This window comes from Paraeggerthella sp. Marseille-Q4926, assembly GCF_916618935.1.
GTDB classification, from domain to species: Bacteria; Actinomycetota; Coriobacteriia; order Coriobacteriales; family Eggerthellaceae; genus Paraeggerthella; species Paraeggerthella hominis.
In genome coordinates this window covers 416996-435996 of record NZ_CAKAKF010000001.1, presented here as the reverse complement: position 1 = coordinate 435996, position 19001 = coordinate 416996, and the positions used below count along the sequence as shown (strand labels likewise).

General features: G+C 62.0%; 15 protein-coding genes. 1 reads left to right on the top strand and 14 read right to left on the bottom strand.

Going from position 1 to position 19001, the window contains the following annotated elements; all coding sequences use genetic code 11:
- Positions 1 to 91: 91 nt before the first annotated feature.
- The 4 genes from LG373_RS01780 to LG373_RS12225 form a co-directional block, all read right to left on the bottom strand.
- A complete protein-coding gene (locus LG373_RS01780; RefSeq protein WP_216528877.1) occupies positions 92 to 1081 on the bottom strand; it encodes an AraC family transcriptional regulator in 990 nt (329 codons plus the stop codon).
- A 23-nt stretch (positions 1082 to 1104) separates the two neighbouring features.
- Entirely contained in the window at positions 1105 to 2877 is a 1773-nt protein-coding gene (locus LG373_RS01775; RefSeq protein ID WP_225748812.1) for an ABC transporter ATP-binding protein, read from the bottom strand.
- On the bottom strand, positions 2861 to 4726 hold the full coding sequence (locus tag LG373_RS01770; RefSeq protein WP_114566808.1) for an ABC transporter ATP-binding protein: 1866 nt from the start codon (positions 4724 to 4726) through the stop codon (positions 2861 to 2863). The genes LG373_RS01775 and LG373_RS01770 overlap by 17 nt, the downstream gene beginning before the upstream one ends.
- Before the next feature lie 460 nt (positions 4727 to 5186).
- Positions 5187 to 5879 carry a TetR/AcrR family transcriptional regulator gene (locus LG373_RS12225; protein WP_305072021.1) on the bottom strand — a complete coding sequence of 231 codons (693 nt, stop codon included), beginning with the start codon at positions 5877 to 5879 and terminating at the stop codon, positions 5187 to 5189.
- A gap of 206 nt (positions 5880 to 6085) precedes the next feature.
- Between LG373_RS12225 and asnB the strand changes: the two genes are divergently transcribed.
- Positions 6086 to 8041 (top strand): asparagine synthase (glutamine-hydrolyzing), encoded by a 1956-nt coding sequence (gene asnB / locus LG373_RS01760; protein ID WP_225748811.1) that lies wholly within the window; start codon positions 6086 to 6088, stop codon positions 8039 to 8041.
- Between the two features lie 51 nt (positions 8042 to 8092).
- Here the strand turns inward: asnB and LG373_RS01755 are convergent, their stop codons facing one another.
- From LG373_RS01755 to atpE, 10 genes are all read right to left on the bottom strand, one after another.
- Complete coding sequence (locus LG373_RS01755; protein ID WP_225748810.1) at positions 8093 to 8290, bottom strand: hypothetical protein; 198 nt, start codon at positions 8288 to 8290, stop codon at positions 8093 to 8095.
- Positions 8291 to 8328: 38 nt separating this feature from the next.
- Positions 8329 to 9120, bottom strand: a complete 792-nt coding sequence (truA, locus tag LG373_RS01750; RefSeq protein WP_225748809.1) for a tRNA pseudouridine(38-40) synthase TruA — start codon at positions 9118 to 9120, stop codon at positions 8329 to 8331.
- A gap of 246 nt (positions 9121 to 9366) precedes the next feature.
- The gene (gene dnaE / locus LG373_RS01745; RefSeq protein ID WP_114566804.1) at positions 9367 to 12828 is read right to left on the bottom strand and encodes a DNA polymerase III subunit alpha; all 3462 of its coding nucleotides are present in this window, start codon (positions 12826 to 12828) and stop codon (positions 9367 to 9369) included.
- 269 nt (positions 12829 to 13097) lie between these two features.
- The gene (gene atpC / locus LG373_RS01740) at positions 13098 to 13502 is read right to left on the bottom strand and encodes an ATP synthase F1 subunit epsilon (protein ID WP_225748808.1); all 405 of its coding nucleotides are present in this window, start codon (positions 13500 to 13502) and stop codon (positions 13098 to 13100) included.
- On the bottom strand, positions 13503 to 14942 hold the full coding sequence (gene atpD, locus LG373_RS01735) for a F0F1 ATP synthase subunit beta (protein ID WP_369412403.1): 1440 nt from the start codon (positions 14940 to 14942) through the stop codon (positions 13503 to 13505).
- Between the two features lie 12 nt (positions 14943 to 14954).
- Positions 14955 to 15860, bottom strand: a complete 906-nt coding sequence (gene atpG / locus LG373_RS01730; protein WP_114566801.1) for an ATP synthase F1 subunit gamma — start codon at positions 15858 to 15860, stop codon at positions 14955 to 14957.
- A 12-nt stretch (positions 15861 to 15872) separates the two neighbouring features.
- Positions 15873 to 17447 carry a F0F1 ATP synthase subunit alpha gene (gene atpA / locus LG373_RS01725; protein ID WP_181792552.1) on the bottom strand — a complete coding sequence of 525 codons (1575 nt, stop codon included), beginning with the start codon at positions 17445 to 17447 and terminating at the stop codon, positions 15873 to 15875.
- The gene (atpH, locus tag LG373_RS01720; RefSeq protein ID WP_114566799.1) at positions 17441 to 18019 is read right to left on the bottom strand and encodes an ATP synthase F1 subunit delta; all 579 of its coding nucleotides are present in this window, start codon (positions 18017 to 18019) and stop codon (positions 17441 to 17443) included. Before atpH ends, atpA begins: the two co-directional genes overlap by 7 nt.
- On the bottom strand, positions 18009 to 18566 hold the full coding sequence (gene atpF / locus LG373_RS01715) for a F0F1 ATP synthase subunit B (protein ID WP_253288144.1): 558 nt from the start codon (positions 18564 to 18566) through the stop codon (positions 18009 to 18011). Before atpF ends, atpH begins: the two co-directional genes overlap by 11 nt.
- A 116-nt stretch (positions 18567 to 18682) precedes the next feature.
- A complete protein-coding gene (gene atpE / locus LG373_RS01710) occupies positions 18683 to 18901 on the bottom strand; it encodes an ATP synthase F0 subunit C (protein ID WP_114566797.1) in 219 nt (72 codons plus the stop codon).
- Positions 18902 to 19001: the final 100 nt, after the last annotated feature.

Sequence of the window (19001 nt, the reverse complement as noted above, 5' to 3'; positions counted from 1 at the left end):
TTAGTTAACTAAAACTAACAATAACGAAAGGGCCTCCTCGTTTCTCCCCGAAAACGCTTTTTCCGTACTCCGAAACGCTTGAAACGACAGGTTATTCCCGGAAGCGCCGAGCGTACTCGCCCGGCGTCATGCCGCACCTTCGCTTGAACTGGTCGCCGAAGTGGCTGATGTTGCTGTATCCCGCCATCGCGGCGGAGTCCTTGACCCGGTAACCGCGTTCAAGCAGTTCGCACGCTCGAACCATGCGCCGGTCCAGCAGGTACTGATGGACGGACGTCCCGTAACGCAACTTGAACTCGCTGCGAAGCCGTGATTCGCTCATGAGCGACAGCTTGGCCAACTCGGCAACGGAAACATGCTCGAAGCACCGCTCGTCCAACGCGCGGCGCACGCGTTCCAAAGCGTCGACCTCGGCCAACGCCGGCCTGCACGCACCGCCGTCCGATCCTGCTTCGGGCACAACCTCGCTCAGAAGCGCCGAAACGATCTCGAGCACCTTCCCCTCAAGATACAGCGCCTTCAGATCGTGGGAGTACGAACAGCTCAGAAGATCGTGCACGAGAGGCTCGATCGAACGCGAAGGCCGAACCTTCTTCACGCAAGAAGACGGTTCTCGACAATCGGCGACGAAGCCTCTGTCCGCAAGACGGCGCATCACCGACCCGAATCGACCGGGATGCAGGTCTATCCCCATGCCGAACGAACGCCTGCTCGCCTCGTAGCGGTTCTCGAACGCGAATGCGCCGTTGCGGTACACGCAGCAATCGCCGCGCTCGAGTCGCACCCCGCCGCGCTCGCCCACCTTCCGCCACTCGAGTTCGCCCGAAAGACAGAAGGTGAGCGAGAACGTCTCGCGCACTGCGCGCTCAACCAAGGCGACGTCTTCGCGAAACGTCACATCGCCCACGTACACGTCTATCCCCGAGCACGGGGATAGACGCCGATAGTAACCCGACCCTAGGTCGGGGGCTAAAGGCACGACAACGTCCACCGCGCTTCGAGCAAATTGCGAAGACAGCGTCTTCGCGCGGGCGTCCGCTGCGCCGTCTTCGCGCACAAGCCCGTATTCGGTAGCGAGCACGGCCGACCGCCTCCCGCCGTGCGCTACGAGCCCGAAGCAGCCGCAGGCACGCCGCTCGACGCGCTGCCCAGCTTCCAGCCGATCGCCTTCTCGCGCATGCCCACGAAGTCGGCGTAGATGCCCCGCTGGCGAATCAGCTCGTCGTGCGTACCGCGCTGCGCAACACGTCCCCGGTCAAGCACGATGATCTGATCGGCATTGCGAACGGTCTTCAACCGATGGGCGATCATGATAACGGTCCTGTTGCGCGTGAGCGCTTCCACCGCCCGTTGCAAGTCGCGCTCGTTCTCCGGGTCCACGTTGGCCGTAGCCTCGTCCAAGATGACAATGGGAGCGTCCTTCAAGATGGCGCGCGCAATGGAGATGCGCTGCCGCTCGCCGCCCGACACGGTAGCGCCGCCCTCCCCCAGACGCGTCTCGTACCCCTGGGGCAGCTTCTCGATGAACTCGTGGCAGCATGCTTTCCGAGCAGCCTCCTCGACCTCCGCGCGCGAGGCGTTCGGGCGACCGAACCTGATGTTGTTCTCGACGGTATCGTCGAACAGGTACACGCCCTGAAACACCATCGAGAAATTGGCAAGCAGGTCGTCCACCTTCCAATCGCGCACATCGGTGCCGCCAAGCGTGATGCGCCCCTGGTCAACATCCCAGAATCGTGCGATCAACTGGGTGAGCGTGGTCTTGCCCGACCCCGACGGCCCCACGATGGCGCACGTGGTGTTCTGAGGAATGGCCAGGGAGACCCGGTCGATCACCGTACGATCGCCGTACCCGAACGAAACGTCCTGCACCTCGATGTCAAGGTTGCGCGCGCACGAGACGCCCGCGCCTTCGCTCATGGCCGGCGTGGCTATCATGTTGTTCACCTTGTCCATGCAAATGTCGATCTGGCGCAGCAGGCTGGCGAACAAGCCCGAGGCTTCCAGCTTCCCGTACACCATGAACGACGCGACGATGGCCACTAGGCACACGCCTGCATCCATGGTTCCCTGAATCCAGAACCACGCGGATGCCAGGCACATCGCCACGCTTGACGTCTTCGTTACCAGCGCCTGCAAAATGGCGAACCCCATGAAGCGCAGCTCTATCGCCACGTTCATGCGCTCGCATTCGGAGATAGCCGCGTCAAGGCGCCGCTCCGCGTCCCCCGTCAGCGAAAACGCGCGCACCACGCTCATTCCCTGAACGTATTCCAAAACAGCGCCCACGATAGCGCTCTGAGCCGCCACGCGTCGGCCGGACACGTTGCGCGCCGCGCGCTGCATCCAGGCGTTGACCAGCAGAAAAACAGCAATCGTGGCCACGACCACCAGCCCAAGGCGCCAATCGAAGAACACCAGCATCACCGCGACGATCGCCGAGAACACAAATCCCGAAATGACGTTCATGTACACCTGGCCGCCCGCGTTCTGCACGTCGTCGAGCGTGTTGGTCATGGTCGACGCGATGTCGCCCAGGCTGTTCTCGTTGAAGTAGCCCATGGGAAGGTAGCGCATGCGATCGCCGATCTGCGTACGCTTCTCGCCCGTCATGGAGAAGTTCCCCTTGCAGAAATTCCTGCTCTTGAAATGCATCGTGACGAAGCATCCGACGATGCTCCCCAGCATGATGAGCAGCGACGTCCACAGCGTGGACTCCGTCACGGCTCCGTCCGCCAACGCGAGCAGCACCACGGCAAGCGCCATCATCTGCCATGCTTCGAAGAACGAGTTGAGCACCGACCACACCATTCCGCGCTTCAGGTAGGCAACGTAGCTGCCCCCGAAGGCGAAGTACTTCTTAAACGTTGACAACATGCTGATCTCCCTTGTCCGACTCGGCAAGCGTTGCGTCTTTGGCGTCGATATGCGCGTTGTACATGCCGGCGTACAGCGCACATGATTCCATGAGCTGGGCATGCGTTCCCTCGGCCTCGATGCGCCCATCGTTTACCACCACGATTTTGTCTGCGTCGACGATAGTCGAAAGCCGGTGCGCCACAACAACGAGAGTCTTGCCCGCCACAAGCTGGCCTACCGCTTGCTCGATGACGGCTTCGTTTTCGGGATCCGTATACGCCGTCGCTTCATCGAGAATGACCACCGGCGCATCCTTGAGCATCGCGCGCGCAATGGCGATGCGCTGGCGTTCGCCGCCCGACAAGTGGCCGCCCGCACCGCCGACCACGGTTTCGTAGCCGTTCTCAAGGCCCTCGATGAACTCATGGCATCCGCTCGCTTTCGCCACGGCCACCACGTCCGCATCGGTCGCGCCCGGCCGTCCCCTGCGAATGTTGTTCATGACCGTATCGTCGAACAGGTAGCTGTCCTGCTCGACAAACGAAACGCACCCGCTCAACTGGGAAGCCGTCATGTCGTTGATCCGCGCGCCGCCTATTGCAACCCGTCCTTCGCCCGCATCCCAAAAGCCCGCAATCAGGCGCGCGAGCGTCGACTTCCCCGAACCCGACGGCCCAACGAGCGCCGTCACCTGCGCCGGTTCGATAACCAGGCTCGCTCCGCGTATCACCTCTTCGCGACCGTAGGAGAACCGCACGTCGTCAAGCTCGATACGGGAGCCCTCCACACGTGCGGGCGTGTCGCGACGACGCTGTTCGGGCTGGTAGACAACCGAGGAAATCTGTTCGACCACGGTGCCGATTTGCGCAAGCGTATCGATGAAGTTCATGGCCGCGTACAAAGGCGGGAAAATGGACAGCGACAGCACCGCCAGCACGACGAACGTCGCCGGATCGAGCGTGCCCTGCATAACGAACAGGCAACCCACCGGCAGAACCGTCACCAGCGTGGCCGGCCAAATGGAAAGGCCCAGGTCTTGGAATACCTGCACGTGGCTCATCCAATCGATGAACGAGCGAGAGTAGCGGTCCACCGCCTGGGAGAACTTCTCGTACGAGCTGGCCGATTGCCCGAAAGCCTTGATCACCTCGATGCCGTTAACGTACTCGACCGATGCCGAGTTCATATCCTCCCCCGCCTTGACCGTTTTGTTGTACCACACGGCATAATCCTTCATCATGCCCAGGTATCCCACAAGCCCGACCGGCAGCGTAATCAGCGCCACAAGCGCCATGCGCCAATCGAGCACGAACATGAACACGACCACCGCCAACGGAACAAGCAGGTTCGACGTCATCTCCGGGACAAGATGGGCAAGCGTGGGCTCTATGCTGTCGGTTTTCTCCACCATGATGTTCTTGAGCTTGCCCGAAGGAGTGTCCAACACGTAGCCCAACGGCACGCGCGTCAGCTTATCGGCTATCCGACGACGAATCATCGAGATGGTAGAGAACGCCGAAACGTGCGACACCGTGGTCGAGGCGTAGTGGAACACGATATGCAGCGCATAGCCCGCGGCGGCCACGCCGCACCAGCCAAGGTAGAAGCCGAACTCGCGCACGCCGCCCAGCACGCCCACGATCATCTGGCCGGCAGCGTAGTACGGCACGATGCTACCGGCCACGCCCACTACCGCCAACACCACCGATAGCGCAAAGCGCGCTCGATTCACGCCGCCAGCCCAGTCAAGCAGCAGGGAAATCGGGTTCGACCCCTGCAGGCCGCCCTTGCGCTCGCTCGACGCCTTCGAGGCATGATGCTCGGTCGAAACCGCACCGCCCGCTGCGGCCTCGTTCCCAACGTCCATACACAGCCCCTTTCCTAAAAGTTATCTATGGTTTACTTTCAGGAGTATAACACTGTTATATGGCAACGCTACTAGAATTTGAGCCTCTTCGTTCCGTCCGATCTTCGACCCTCGCTCGTTTTGCGGGCGCCCCAGCCAGCATGCACGCCGCAGCAGAAAGCCCGCCGTCCATCCCCGCTTCCTTTCGCGCGCAGCGCACTTGTGAAGAAACGGTGAATCCCTCGCCTATTGAAAGCCGCCGCTCGACTTTTCCTAAAAGTTAGCCTAAACTAACAAATGTCAAATGAAGGTGATGCCTTTCCTGATTCCCGAAAAAGCATCGACGCTCCCTTTGACGACTTCTCCTCTTTGCTTTACCGAGCGATGGTGGTTTTCTCTCGTCTGGCCAGCCATCGCAGCGAAGCCCGCAAGGTCCCCCCTCTTGCGGGCTTTCGTCTTTTCTGGATCTGGAACCAACCCTCTACCCAAGTTCGCGCGTCGCAATGAGCTCGACGTAGCCCGCGTGGAAGAACCGCTCGAGCGACGCGATGAAGGCATGCGCTTCGTCGCGCTTCATGCCGCCGACAAGCGGTTCGAAATAGCCCCGGAAGAACATGCTTGCCAGAATGCGCGCCGTAGCAGGCTCGATGTCCGCGATGGTCTTCCCGCGTGCGCGCATCATGCGAACGTAGCGATGGGTGCTCTCCCGCTCAAGCTCGACGAACCTGTCAAGATATCCCTCCCATGCCGTACCCGCCGCTTTTGTCAGAATCAGCACGAACTCATCTTGATGATCGTACACGTAGTCCAGCATGTCATGGATCAGGACCTGCTCGAACCCCTGCATGCCTTGAAGGGTCTGGCGGTCTTCGGGCAAGGTGTAAAACTGCTCCTGCATGGTTGCGTAGCGCCGATACAGCTCGTTTCCCGCAGGTCCAACCAACGCGTCGAACAACGCCTCTTTGCTGGAAAAGTGCCCGTAGATGGCGCCCGTGGTCACGCTCGCCGCAGCAGCGATCGAGCGAAGCGACGCCTCGGCGAACCCTTTGTCCAAAAACTCCCTCACCGCGCAGTTCAGAATACGCGCGCGAGCAGGCGGTGCGGCATGCTCCGTCGCCTTCGCCGTTGCCCGTCCATCCATCGTCACCATCGGCAGCCCGTCCCATCTTTTCACGTGGCCACCATGATAGCGCATCCGAACCGAACGCACCCGACCGGAGCCGGCTGCCGTCCACGGCGCTCCCAAGCCAGCGCCTGCTTGCCGGGCGCGCCCGAACACCGCGGCAAATCTGCGGTTTTGGCGTGATGGACGCCTGGCGCTTGGGACAACGCCGGCTTTCCTCTATCATGGTCGGGTACCGAAACGAAGGAGCATTCACTATGTGCGGAATCTGCGGGTTCACCGGGGCGAACGAGGCTGACGCGCCCATCCTGAAAGCCATGTGCAACGTCATGGCGCATCGCGGTCCCGACGGCGAGGGCCAGTACCTCGACCAGGGCATCGCGCTCGGGCATCGGCGCTTGTCCCTCATCGACCTTGCGGGGGGCAACCAGCCCATGGTGCGCGCCACCGCCGAGCATGACGCCGCCGTCACGTCCCCCGCCCTTGCAAGCGACGGATCCCCCATCGCCGGGCCCGAAGCCGCCGCGGCGAAGGGCGACTTCGCCATCGTGTTCAACGGCGAAATCTACAACTACCGCGACCTGCGAGCCGAGCTGGAATCCGAAGGCTGGACGTTCAGGACGAACTCCGACACCGAGGTGCTGCTCACCGGCTACCTCGCCTGGGGCGAAAGCGTGCTCGACCGCCTGCGCGGCATGTTCGCGTTCGCCATTTGGAACCGCACGACGCGCGAGCTGTTCTGCGCGCGCGATTTCTTCGGCATCAAGCCGCTTTACTACACCGTGCAAAAAGGCCGGTTCGTCTTCGCGTCCGAGATCAAATGCATCCTCGAGCATCCCGCCTACCAGCGCGAGCTCAACGAAGAGGCGCTTGAGCAGTACCTGTGCTTCCAGTTCTCGGCTCTGGACGAGACGTTCTTCAAGGGAATCTTCAAGCTTCCGCCCGCGCACTGCATGACCGTGCGCGCGGACGGCTCCATCGCCATGCGTCGCTACTGGCGGCCCACCTACGAATTCGACGAAAGCCGCAGCCGACAGGACACCGTGGACGCCATCGACGCCGCCATGCGCGAGTCGGTGCGCTATCACAACGTGGCGGACGTGGAGGTGGGATCGTTCCTGTCCTCCGGCATCGATTCCAGCTACATGGCCGCGTGCCTGGCCAAGGAAAACCCGGACATCAAAACGTTCACCGTAGGCTTCGCCGAATACGAGGGCGAGCGCGACGAGATCACCTGGGCTCGCGAGCTGGCCGACGAGCTCAAGATCGAGAACAACTCGAAGCACATCTCCGAGGAGGAGTACTGGGCAAGCCTTCCGCGCGTGCAATGGCACATGGACGAGCCCTCGGCCGATCCGAGCGCCGTGGCGCTCTACTTCGTCGATCAAGAGGCCGCTAAAAAGGTGAAGGCCGTGCTGTCGGGCGAAGGAGCCGACGAGTTCTTCGGCGGGTACCGCATCTACCAGACCCCGTTCGCCAACGCGAAGCTGTCCTGGGCGCCGAAGGGCCTGCTGCGCGGCGCGTCGAAAGCCGCACGGGCGCTGGGCGTCCGCGGCGCGAACTACCTGGAGCGCGCAAGCGAGACCGTCGAGGACTGGTACTACACCAACGCGAACGGCGTGGCCTTCAGCCCCGAGGAGCGCGAGCGCCTTCTGCGCCGGCCCGTGCAAGCGTGCTCGCCGCAGAAGTTGACCGCCCCGGTGTACGCCGAGGTCGAAAACCTTGACGAGACTACGCGTATGCAATACGTTGACCTGCACTTTTGGCTGGTAGGCGACATCTTGCTGAAAACGGACAAGATGTCGATGGCGCATTCGCTGGAAAGCCGCGTGCCCTTCCTGGACAAGCAGGTGTTCGACGTTTCGCGCACCATTCCCACGCGCCTGAAAGCAAACGGCGAGCAAACGAAGCTCACGCTGCGCGAAGCGTCCGAGCGCGCTATCCCGAAGGACTGGGCGCAGAAGGAGAAGCTGGGCTTCCCCGTGCCCGTGGTGAACTGGCTGCGCCAGGAGCGCTACTACAACCAGATCAAGGAATGGTTCACCGGCGAGCTTGCAAGCACGTTCTTCAACACCGACGAACTGGTGAAGCTGCTCGACGAGCACAAGGCCGGAGCCGACCGCTCCCGCAAGATCTGGATCGTCTACATGTTCCTCATGTGGTACAAGATCTACTTCGTGGATCGGAGCATCCCGGACAAGCCCGCCGCCTAGCGAATCGAAAAAACGTAAGGCCCGCCGAGCACAACCGGCGGGCCTTACGTTTTACACCAGCTTGGACGCATCGACGGCCACCAGATGGCCGTGCTCGTCCTCGAACACGCACAGGCCGCCATCGCGGCTTTCGTACAGACGGCGAAACCGCGCGAACGCATCGTGCCGCGCAGCGGGATCGACCGCCCGGTGCGCCTTTCCCTCGTCGGCAGCGCGCGATGCGGGCGAAGGCTTCTTGTTCTCGAACATGCTGCACCGCCTTGCGACTGAAAGGTTCCCGTACTTCCTTAGTAGATAACGCGCCAGAACACGAGGCCCTGAGCAGGGGCATTCTCCCCCGCCGCACGTCGATCGCACGCCGCTAGAACCTCGCCCACCCAATCGGCATCGCGCTGGCCGCGCCCCACGGTTACCAGCGTGCCCACGATCGTGCGCACCATGGAATGGAGAAACGCGTTTCCCACCACCTTGATGGTGATGATGTTCTCGCCCATGAACGTTTCGGGATGAAACGAGATTTCGCGAACATTGCGATGCGTCGGCTTGTCCACCGCGGAAGCCGCCATGCAGAAGCTCTTGAAGTCGTGCTCCCCCAGCAAATGACGAGCACCCGCCTCCATGGCGGACATGTCCAACCCGCCGGGCACGAACCACGAGAAATCCTTCATGAAGATAGGGGCCGTGCTGTCCACGCACAGATGGTAATGGTACTCGCGCGCTCGCGCGTCGAATCGAGCCGAGAACCCAGGCTTTTTGGGCTCTACCTCGCGCACGGTGATGCCGTCGTGCGTAAGCGCGTTCAGCGACCGGCGCAGCGAGAAGAGCGACCGCCCGTTCAAATCCTCGTCGCTCACGTCGAAGCTCACCACCTGGCCCAGCGCATGCACGCCCGAGTCGGTGCGCCCCGCGCAGGTGGTTTCCACGTCGCGCCTGAACAGCAGACACAACGCCTCCTCCAGATTGCCCTGCACCGTCAGCTTGCCCGGCTGGCGGGCAAACCCGCAAAACGGAGCGCCGTTGTACGACAGCGTCAGCGCCAGCGTATGGTCGAGCTGGGGCTTCACGAACGCACCGGGCACACCGCAGGTCTCTGAAGAACAAGATTGTTGGAAAGAAGTAGTCGTATTCATAGCACCCATCATAAACGAAGGCGGCTGCACAACCAAGCGCAACCGCCCTCCCTTGCCAAATCGTCAATCACCGCCGCGCAGTCGGCCCACAGGGCACGCTGCACGTCAAGCGAGTTCCGCACGAGCCGGACGACCCAGCGGGCTGTCCGTGCGAGCCCAGGGCCGCCGAGCGACTGGGCAACGCGCTCTGCGGCCTTACGACGCCCTCCACACCTGCGCGCCGAACAGCTCTTGCAGCTCCGATTTCATGATGGGGCTGTTCGAGTCCACGGTTATGGGCAGTTCGGCGCGGAACTTGTGCCCGTCGTTTTGCTGAACGAACAGCACCACGCCGTCGCGACCGGGATACGACTTCAAAATGCGGTTTAACCGCAAGGACTTCGACTGGTCGAAGTCGGCCATCGGCACGCGCAGTTCCAGGTGCGAGGGACGCGCGTCGTCCTCGCTCAGCTCCAGCGCCTCCACCTCGAACGCCATGATCTGGTTGCCGCGGTCGCTGTGCTCGAACTTGCCCTTCACCTTGACGATAGCGTCTTCCTGAATCGCCTCGGCATTCTCGTCGTACTTGAAGCAGATGCACTCCACATGGCCCGTCGTATCCTCCAACGAGAACGTGGCCATCTTCGTTCCGCGCTTCGTCAGCTTCGTCACCACGGACGAGATCATGCCGATGAACACGGCCGATTTGATCTCCTTCGTGCGCTCGGCCAGATCGCCCAGTTGGAACTTCGTCATGCGGGCGATGTAGTTCTCGTACGGACGCAGCGGATGGTCCGAGACGTAGATCTTCATGATCTCCTTCTCGAACGTCAACAGCTGGCGCTTCGGCCACTCCACTCCGTCCGGAGCGGGAACCTCTTCCTCGAAGCCCGAATCGGGGTCGTCGCCGAACAGGTCGAACATCGACACCTGCCCGCGCTCGCGGTCCTTCTGACGCTTCGACGCGCTTTCCAGAAGCGGCGTCTCGTCCACGAAGTACATGAGCTGCTTGCGCGTGTAGCCCGTCGAATCGAACGCCCCGCCCTTGATGAGCGCTTCGAGCGTCTTTCGGTTGTAGCACTTCGCGTCCAAACGGTTCACGAAGTCGTGCAGCGACGTGTACGGGCCGTTCGCCTCGCGCTCGGCGATGATCTCGTCGGCAACGTTGCGCCCCACGCCGCGCACGCCGACCAGGCCGAAGCGAATGCCCTCTTCAACCGGCGTGAACTCGGCGTTCGACGAGTTGATGTCGGGAGGCAGCACCGGCGTGCCGTTGTGGTTGCAGCTGGAGATATAGCGAATCAAGCGATCGGTGTTGCCCATGTAGCTGGACAGAACGGCCGCCATGAAGTCGTTCGGATAGTGCGCCTTCAAATACGCGGTGCGCATAACCAAGATAGCGTATGCGGCCGAGTGCGATTTGTTGAACGCGTACTTAGCGAACTTCTCGGCGTCTTCCCAGATCTGCTTGGCGATCTCAAGCGAGTAGCCGTTCTCCACCGCGCCGTTGTTCCAGTCTTCCTGCAACCCGCGCATGACGTCGAGCTTCTTCTTGCCCATTGCCTTGCGCAGCTTGTCGGCTTTACCGGCGGAAAAGCCGCTCATGGCCATGGAGATCTGCATGATCTGCTCTTGGTAGACCATGGTGCCGTACGTTTCCTCCAAGATGGGGCGCAAACGCTCGTCGTAGTAGTGAATCTGCGTCTTGCCGCTTGCCACCTTCACGTAGTCGTCCACCATGCCGGATTCCAACGGGCCCGGACGGTTGAGCGCGATCGAGGCGACGATGTCCGAGAAGCGCTTCGGTGGGAGCCGCGCGAACAAGCCCACGTACAGCGCGCCCTCCACCTGGAACAAGCCGTCCATGTTGCCCGACTGCATGAGCACGAACGCGCGCTCGTCGTCGATGGGGATCTCCTCGGGGATCACCTTGGTGCCGAAGCGCGCCTCGATGTTGCGGCACGCGCGCGACAGCACGCCCAGGGTGCGCAAGCCCAAGAAGTCCATCTTCAGCAAGCCCAGGTCAGGCGTGTAATGACCGTCGTACTGCGTGATGATGCCGCCGCCCTTGGTATCGCGCTTCATGGGCACGTGCTCGCTCATGGGGTCGCGGCAGATGATGGTGGCGCACGCGTGCACGCCCTCGCCGCGCACGTGGCCTTCGATGGACTTGGCCGCGTCGATAACAGCCTTCACGTCCTCTTCGGTCTCGTACGCCTTCTTGAGGTCGGGGTTTGTCTCGAGCGCCTTGTCGATGGTGATGCCCAGCTCGTCGCCGATCATCTTCGTGATCTTGTCGCCCGTGCTGTACGGGTAGTCCAGCACGCGCGCGGCGTCGCGCACGGCGTTTTTCGCCTGCAGCTTGCCGAAGGTGATAACGCCGGCTACGTGATCCTCGCCGTACACTTCCTTGATGTGCTCGATGACCTCTTGGCGACGTTCATCCTCGAAGTCGACGTCGATATCGGGCATCTCCACGCGTTCGGGCGAAAGGAATCGCTCGAACAGCAGGCCGTTGGAAAGCGGGTCCAAGTCGGTGATGCCCATGGCATACGCCACGATGGCGCCTGCGGCCGATCCACGGCCCGGGCCAACGCCGATGCCCTGGCTACGAGCCCACTCGATGTACTCCTGCACGATCAGGAAGTACGCCGGGAATCCCTGCTGGATGATGATGCCCATCTCGTAGTCGGCGCGCTCTTGCGCCTCCTGCGGCACCGGATCCCCGTAGCGCTTGATCAGGCCTTCCTGGACGCGCGTGCGAAACCAGCTGTCCTCGGTTTCCCCTTCGGGCAGCGGGAAGCGCGGCAGAACCGAATCGCGCTCGAGCACCACGTCGCACTTGGCCGCCAGCTCCACCGTGTTGTCGCACGCCTCGGGGAAGTCCTTGAGCGCTTCGCGCATTTCCTCTTCGGTCTTCATGTAGAACTGATCGTTCTCGAAGCGCATGCGGTTCGCATCGTTCATGGCGCTGCCCGTACCGATGCACAGCATGATGTCCTGCGCGCGGGCGTCCTCGCGCGTCAAGTAGTGGAAGTCGTTCGTGGCGATGGTCTTGAGGCCCGCGGCCTGAGCCAGCTTCGTCAGCTGATGGTTGAGCTGCGTCTGCGTAAGGCCGGCGTCGGTCATGATGCCCTGGTTCTGCAGCTCGATGTAGAAGTCGCCCGGATCGAAGCAGCTGGCCAGCTTGTGCGCCCACTCCAGCGCCTCGTCGAACTGGTTGTTGTCGAGCAGCTTGGGGATGATGCCCGCGATACAGGCGGACGAGCCGATGATACCCTTGCCGTACTTCTGCAACATGCTGAAGGTCGTGCGCGGCTTGTAGTAGAAGTTGTCGACGTGCGACTCGCTGACCAGACGAAGCAGGTTATGGTAGCCCTCGTTGGTCTTGGACAGCAGCAGCAGGTGGTAGAGCTTCGGCTTGACGTCTTTGCGCAGCTCTTCGTCGGTTGTGAAGTACACCTCGCAGCCATAGATGGGCTTGACGCGGATGCCCGTTTCCTTCTCGACCGCGTCGCACGCGTCGCACAGCTCGGGCACGCCGGACATCACGCCGTGGTCGGAGATCGCCACGGCAGGCATGCCCAGCTCAGCTGCGCGTTTGACCATGTCCTTCACATGCGTCGCGCCGTCAAGCAGCGAGTATTCGGTGTGGTTGTGCAAGTGGACGAATGCCATAGCTTATGCCTCAAATCAGATAGGGATGCGCTGGATTTATTGGTAGCCATGATACCAGCATTGCGCGAAAAGATGTTCGAACAAACCATGGATTTTCGCAAGGGGCAAGCCGAAGAGCGCCCTCGCATCGCACGGGCACGGCCCGCCCCGCATGCAAAAGCCCCCGACCCTAACGGATCGGGGGCTTGCGTCTTGCTTCGATGGCGGCTTTCAGCCGTTGCGTTGCCAAGCGACCTCAAGCCGCACGTCGCAGGTTCGCCTTGAGCGACCTAGCTGACAGCTTTCAGCTGCACGTCGCACCACGCCTTGTCGGCATGAAGCGTCGTTTTGGCGGCATCCCCCTCGGCCAAGCCCGCAAGCTCGGCCTCGATGGCTGCCAGCTGCTCGCGCACCTGCGCGGCATCGATCTCGGCAACAGGAAGCGCACGGTCAGCCAAGACGATAACCTTATCGTCCGTAACCTCCACGTAGCCGCCCTGCAGCGCGTAGCGCCTAACCTCTTTGTCAGAGGCTCCCGTCACGCGCGCCACGCCGTCGGCGAGCACCGACACGAGCGGCGCATGTCCGCGCAGAAAGCCCATCTCGCCTTCGACGCCGGGCACGACGACGAACTCGGCCTCTTCAGAGACCAGCTTCGCCACCGGCGTCACGATGTCGCACATGAATCCAGCCATTTACGCGTCCTTCTTCATCGCTTCGTACGCAGCGTACACGTCCTCGATGGAGCCCTTCATGCGGAAGCACTGCTCGGGGATCTCGTCGCACTCGCCGTCGAGAATGGCGGCGAAGGAGCGGATGGTGTCCTCAAGCTTGACGTACTTGCCCGGCAGGCCCGTGAACTGCTCGGCCACGTGGAAGCACTGACCGAAGAACTGCTGCGCCTTACGAGCGCGGTTCACGATCTTCTTCTGGTCCTCGGACAGCTCGTCCATACCAAGGATGGCGATGATGTCCTGCAGGTCCTTGTAGTTCTGCAGCAGCTCCTGGATGCCGACGGCTACGCGGTAGTGCTCGTCGCCGACGATCTGCGGGTCGAGCGCGCGGGAGGTGGACTCCAGCGGGTCGACAGCCGGGTAGATGCCCAGCTCGGAGATCGAACGGGACAGAACCGTCTTGGCATCGAGGTGCGTGAACGTCGTGGCCGGCGCGGGGTCGGTCAAGTCGTCAGCGGGCACGTACACGGCCTGCACCGACGTGATGGAGCCGGTGGACGTGGACGTGATGCGCTCCTGCAGGTCGCCCATCTCGGTAGCCAGCGTGGGCTGGTAACCAACGGCGGACGGCATGCGGCCCAGAAGTGCGGACACTTCGGAACCGGCCTGCGTGAAGCGGAAGATGTTGTCCACGAACAGCAGAACGTCCTGGCCCTGGTCGCGGAAGTACTCGGCCTCGGTCAGGCCGGCCAGACCGACGCGCAGACGCGCTCCCGGGGGCTCGTTCATCTGACCGTACACCAGGCAGGTCTTGTTGATAACGCCCGAGTCGCTCATCTCGAGGTACAGGTCGGTACCCTCGCGAGTACGCTCGCCTACGCCCGTGAAGACCGACGTGCCGCCGTGCTCCTGGGCCAGGTTGTTGATGAGCTCCTGGATGATAACGGTCTTGCCGACGCCAGCGCCGCCGAACAGACCCGTCTTGCCGCCCTTGACGAAGGGCTCGACCAGGTCGATGGCCTTGATGCCGGTCTCGAAGATCTCGGTCGTCGTGGAAAGCTCGTCGTAGTCCGGTGCCGGACGGTGAATCGGCATGTAGCCGGACACCTCGGGCATCGGCTTCTCGTCGACGGGCTCGCCCATGACGTTCCAAATGCGACCAAGCGTTTCGGGGCCGACGGGCATCATGATCGGATGGCCCGTATCGGTCACCTCGACGCCGCGGACGAGACCGTCCGTCGAGCTCATAGCCACCGAACGGACAAGGTTGCCCGGCAGGTGGGTTTCGACCTCGAGGACGAGATGGATCTCGCCCGCCGGGGTCTTCGCATCAACCGTCAGCGCGTTGTAAATCGCCGGCAGCTGATCGGGAGGAAATTCGACGTCAACAACAGGACCGACGATACGCACGATGCGTCCGGTAGCGCCTTTGCTGGCTTCGATCTCCTCCTTAGTAAACATGTGTTCAGCCATTTAATCCTCCAAAGCCGCTGCGCCACCGACGATTTCCGAAATCTCGGTCGTGATAGCGCCCTGGCGTACGCGGTTATACAGTCTGGTCAACGTTTCGACCATTTCGGTAGCGTTTTCCGTCGCCGACATCATGGCGTTGCGACGCGCGCCCTGCTCGGCAGCAGCCGAGTCGATAAGCGCATGGTAGAGCGTCGTGCGCACGTAAGCCGGCAGAAGCTGGTCGAGAACGGCCTCGGCGCTCGGCTCGAAGATCACGTCGCCCTCGGGCTTCGCTTCACTGTCGGCCGCTACGCCGTCGTCAGCCAGTTCGGCCTTGAGCTTCTCCGTGTCGACGGGCAGCACGAGCTCCTGGCGAAGCTGCTGCTCGGCAGCGTTCTTCGCGTGGTTGTACACGACGATAACCTCGTCGATGTCACCGTTCACGTAGCCGTCGATGGCGAAAGTGGCAACCGAAGCAGCCTCTTCCACCGTAGGATCGGCGGACAGATCCGCGAACGAAAGCACCGGCTGCACCTTGCGGTAGGTGTAGTACCCGACGGCCTTCTTGCCGCAGGCGACGACCTCGACGGTCGCGCCCGCCGCCTGCTTGTCCTTCATGAGGCGATCGACGTGCCGCAGCACATTGCTGTTGAAGCCGCCGGCCAGACCGCGGTCGGACACGACGACCACTACGAGCACGTTCTTGACCTCGTCGTGCTTGCGCAGCAGCGCGTTTTCAGAGCCACCTACACGCTTGGCAACGTTGGCCAACATTTCGACCATGGAGTCAGCGTAAGGCGTGGAAGCCGCGACGCGCTCTCCGGCGCGACGGATCTTCGCAGCCGCCACCATCTCCATGGTGCGCGTGATCTGCTTCGTCGAGGAGACGGAGCTGATACGCCGTTCTATGTCGTGAAGGTTGGGCATAGTCTACCTGCCTTAGGAAGCCGTGGGTGCGAACTGCAGCTTGAAAGCCTCGATCGCAGCGTTCAGGTCGGTTTCGATGGCATCGGTGAACTTCTGCTCCTTCTCGAGAGCCGCGACGATCTCCGCCTTGGAGGCGTGGATGTAGTCGAGCAGCTCGCCGCGGAAGCGGACGACGTCGCACACCGGGATGTCGTCAAGGTAGCCGCGCGCACCCGAGTAGATGGCGATGGCCTGGTCCATGACGGGCATCGGCACGTAACGACCCTGCTTCAAGAGCTCGGTCATGTGAGCACCGCGGTTCAGCTGGTCCAGCGTGGCCTTGTCCAGGTCGCTGCCGAACTGCGTGAACGCCTGAAGCTCGCGATAGGCGGCCAGGTCGAGACGCAGCGTACCGGCAACCTGCTTCATAGCCTTGACCTGCGCGGAACCACCAACGCGCGACACGGAAATGCCGACGTTGACAGCGGGGCGCTGGCCCTGGAAGAACAGGTCGGTGGACAGGAAGATCTGACCGTCGGTGATGGAGATGACGTTGGTCGGGATGTAGGCGGACACGTCGCCAGCCTGCGTCTCGATCACGGGCAGAGCCGTGAGGGAGCCCGCGCCGTACTCGTCGGACATCTTGACCGCGCGCTCGAGCAAGCGAGAGTGCAGGTAGAAGATGTCGCCCGGGTACGCCTCGCGTCCCGGCGGGCGGCGCAGCGTCAGCGACATCTGACGATAAGCCACAGCCTGCTTGGACAGGTCGTCGTAGATGCACAGCACGTGACGGCCCGGGTTGTCGGCGGAAGCCGGCTTGCCGTCCTCGCCGTTGTACATGAAGTACTCGCCGATGGCGGCACCCGCCATGGGGGCGATGTACTGCAGCGGAGCGGAGTCGGAAGCCGAGGCGTTCACGATGATCGTGTACTCCATGGCGCCGTGGCGCTCCAGCGTCTCCACCAGGCCGGCGACCGTGGACGCCTTCTGGCCGATAGCGACGTAGATGCAGATCATGTCCTTGCCCTTTTGGTTGATGATGGCATCAACCGCAATGGCCGTCTTGCCGGTCTGGCGGTCGCCGATGATCAGCTCGCGCTGGCCGCGGCCAACGGGGATCATCGAGTCGATAGCCAGGATACCGGTCTGCATCGGCTCCTCAACGGGCTGGCGCTGAATAACGCCGGGGGCCTTGAACTCGACCGGGCGCATGCCGTCGGCCTTGATGGGGCCCTTGCCGTCGATAGGCATGCCGAGCGGGTTCACCACGCGGCCGAGCATACCCTTGCCCGACGGGATCTCCACGATACGACCGGTGGTCTTGACCTGGTCGTTTTCCTTGATTGCGGTGACGTCACCAAGCAGCACGGCGCCGACTTCGTCCTCTTCGAGGTTCTGAGCCATACCGTACACGGTCTGGCCGTTGGAACCCACGAATTCGAGGAGCTCGCCCGCCATGGCGTCTTTCAGGCCGTCGACGCGCGCGATGCCGTCGCCCACCTGGATGACGGTACCCACCTCGCGAGATTCGACGCTCGTGTTCAACGCATCAAGCTGCTTGCGCAGTGCATCGTCAATAGACTGTGCGGTGATTTCAGTCACTAGCATTCACCTCCATCTGTTGATAGTTTGAGCACGTTGCGAGCGCTTTCCAACTGCGACTTGACGCTGGCGTCGATTCGCTTGCCGTTTGCACTCATCAATATGCCGCCGAGCAGAGACGGGTCGATGTGCTCTCGCAGCACCACGTTCGTCCCCAGGTCGGCTTGCGTTTTCTTTACAATGACCTCGCGCAGATGATCGTCCAGTTCGACGACGGTCGTGACGTCGACGACGGAGACGTTCAACTTGCGTTCGAGCGCCTCTCCATAGCTAACCCATACGCGCGACAGCAACGCGAAGTCCCCGCGCTCTGCCATAACGGCCAGAACATCGACGAGGACGGGATTCGCCTGCGCAAACACCCTGCGCGCAAGCTCATTCCTCTGCTCGGGCGTATAGGAGCTGTCCTCCAAGGCATCGGAGAGATCCATGTTCGAACGCACGATACGAACAATGCGCTCAGCTTGGTCGCGAACTTCCAGGACGGCGTCTTGGCCGCCTGCAACGTACGCGCCCTCCAAGAGGACCGACGCATACGTCGCGACCTTTTCCCTTTGAACATGGCGGTTAGTTGGCATTGAAACTGCCCGCCTCGTTCACGTAGCGCTCGATGATCTTACGATGCTCGTCGTCGCCCAGATCCTCGCCGATCAGGCGGGACGCAACGGCAACGGACAGATCGGCGACCGAACCCTGAAGCTCGGAGATAGCGGCCTTCTTGTCAGCCTCGATGGCGGCATGCGCCTTCTCGATCATGACGGTGGCCTCGGACTGCGCCTTGGCGGTGATGTCCGCCTTCACAGCCTCGCCGGTCTTCTTCGCGTCGGCAACGATCTGAGCAGCCTGGCTCTTCGCATCTTCCAGCTGGGACTTGTACTCTTCCAGCACGCGTTCGCTCTCGATGCGCGCCTGCTCAGACTTCTCAAGGGACTCCTTGATGGTCTGCTCGCGCTTCTCGAGCATGTCGTTGAACTTCGGCCAGCCGAACTTGGCAAGCACGAACCACAGCACCAGGAAGGCGATGAGCATCGGGACGAATTCCACCATGTTCGGCAGAATCGCGCTGATACCCGCAGCGCTCTCCCCTTCGCTGGCGAACGCGAGCGCAGGGAAAGCAAACGTCATGCTGCCCGCGGCGAGCACGGCAGAACCCGAAAGGGCCGTTGCTTTTTTCGCTCTAACTTTCACTACGTAACCTCCTTTGAGCCCGTATCCGGCTATTGGTTCCGAATAAGGCCTGGTTACATGATGAAGGCGACAACAAGGCCGATGAGGGCAAGAGCCTCGGCGAGAGCTGCACCGATGATGAAGTTCGTAAACATACGACCCTGCAGTTCGGGCTGGCGAGCGGTCGCAACGCAGCAGCCGTAGCAGGCGATGCCGATACCGATGCCAGGGCCGATGGCGCCAAGGCCGTAGCCGACGACTTTAAGAGCCGAGAGTACGAGAGCGATTTCCACTTGGTTCCTCCTTTTACACGGTTTCGAGACCTCCCCGAAACCTCCTGCTTTATTCCCTAGCCGGCCATCCGGGCCGACCAAGTAACCGAATGAGAACGCC

Bases quoted from the DNA above. Each gene is read 5' to 3' on its own strand.
- LG373_RS01775 (WP_225748812.1), bottom strand. From the start codon at position 2,877: ATGTTGTCAACGTTTAAGAAGTACTTCGCCTTCGGGGGCAGCTACGTT.
- atpD (WP_369412403.1), bottom strand. From the start codon at position 14,942: ATGTTTACTAAGGAGGAGATCGAAGCCAGCAAAGGCGCTACCGGACGC.
- LG373_RS01755 (WP_225748810.1), bottom strand. From the start codon at position 8,290: ATGTTCGAGAACAAGAAGCCTTCGCCCGCATCGCGCGCTGCCGACGAG.
- atpG (WP_114566801.1), bottom strand. From the start codon at position 15,860: ATGCCCAACCTTCACGACATAGAACGGCGTATCAGCTCCGTCTCCTCG.
- asnB (WP_225748811.1), top strand. From the start codon at position 6,086: ATGTGCGGAATCTGCGGGTTCACCGGGGCGAACGAGGCTGACGCGCCC.
- dnaE (WP_114566804.1), bottom strand. From the start codon at position 12,828: ATGGCATTCGTCCACTTGCACAACCACACCGAATACTCGCTGCTTGAC.
- atpA (WP_181792552.1), bottom strand. From the start codon at position 17,447: ATGCTAGTGACTGAAATCACCGCACAGTCTATTGACGATGCACTGCGC.
- atpH (WP_114566799.1), bottom strand. From the start codon at position 18,019: ATGCCAACTAACCGCCATGTTCAAAGGGAAAAGGTCGCGACGTATGCG.
- LG373_RS01770 (WP_114566808.1), bottom strand. From the start codon at position 4,726: ATGGACGTTGGGAACGAGGCCGCAGCGGGCGGTGCGGTTTCGACCGAG.
- atpC (WP_225748808.1), bottom strand. From the start codon at position 13,502: ATGGCTGGATTCATGTGCGACATCGTGACGCCGGTGGCGAAGCTGGTC.
- atpF (WP_253288144.1), bottom strand. From the start codon at position 18,566: ATGACGTTTGCTTTCCCTGCGCTCGCGTTCGCCAGCGAAGGGGAGAGC.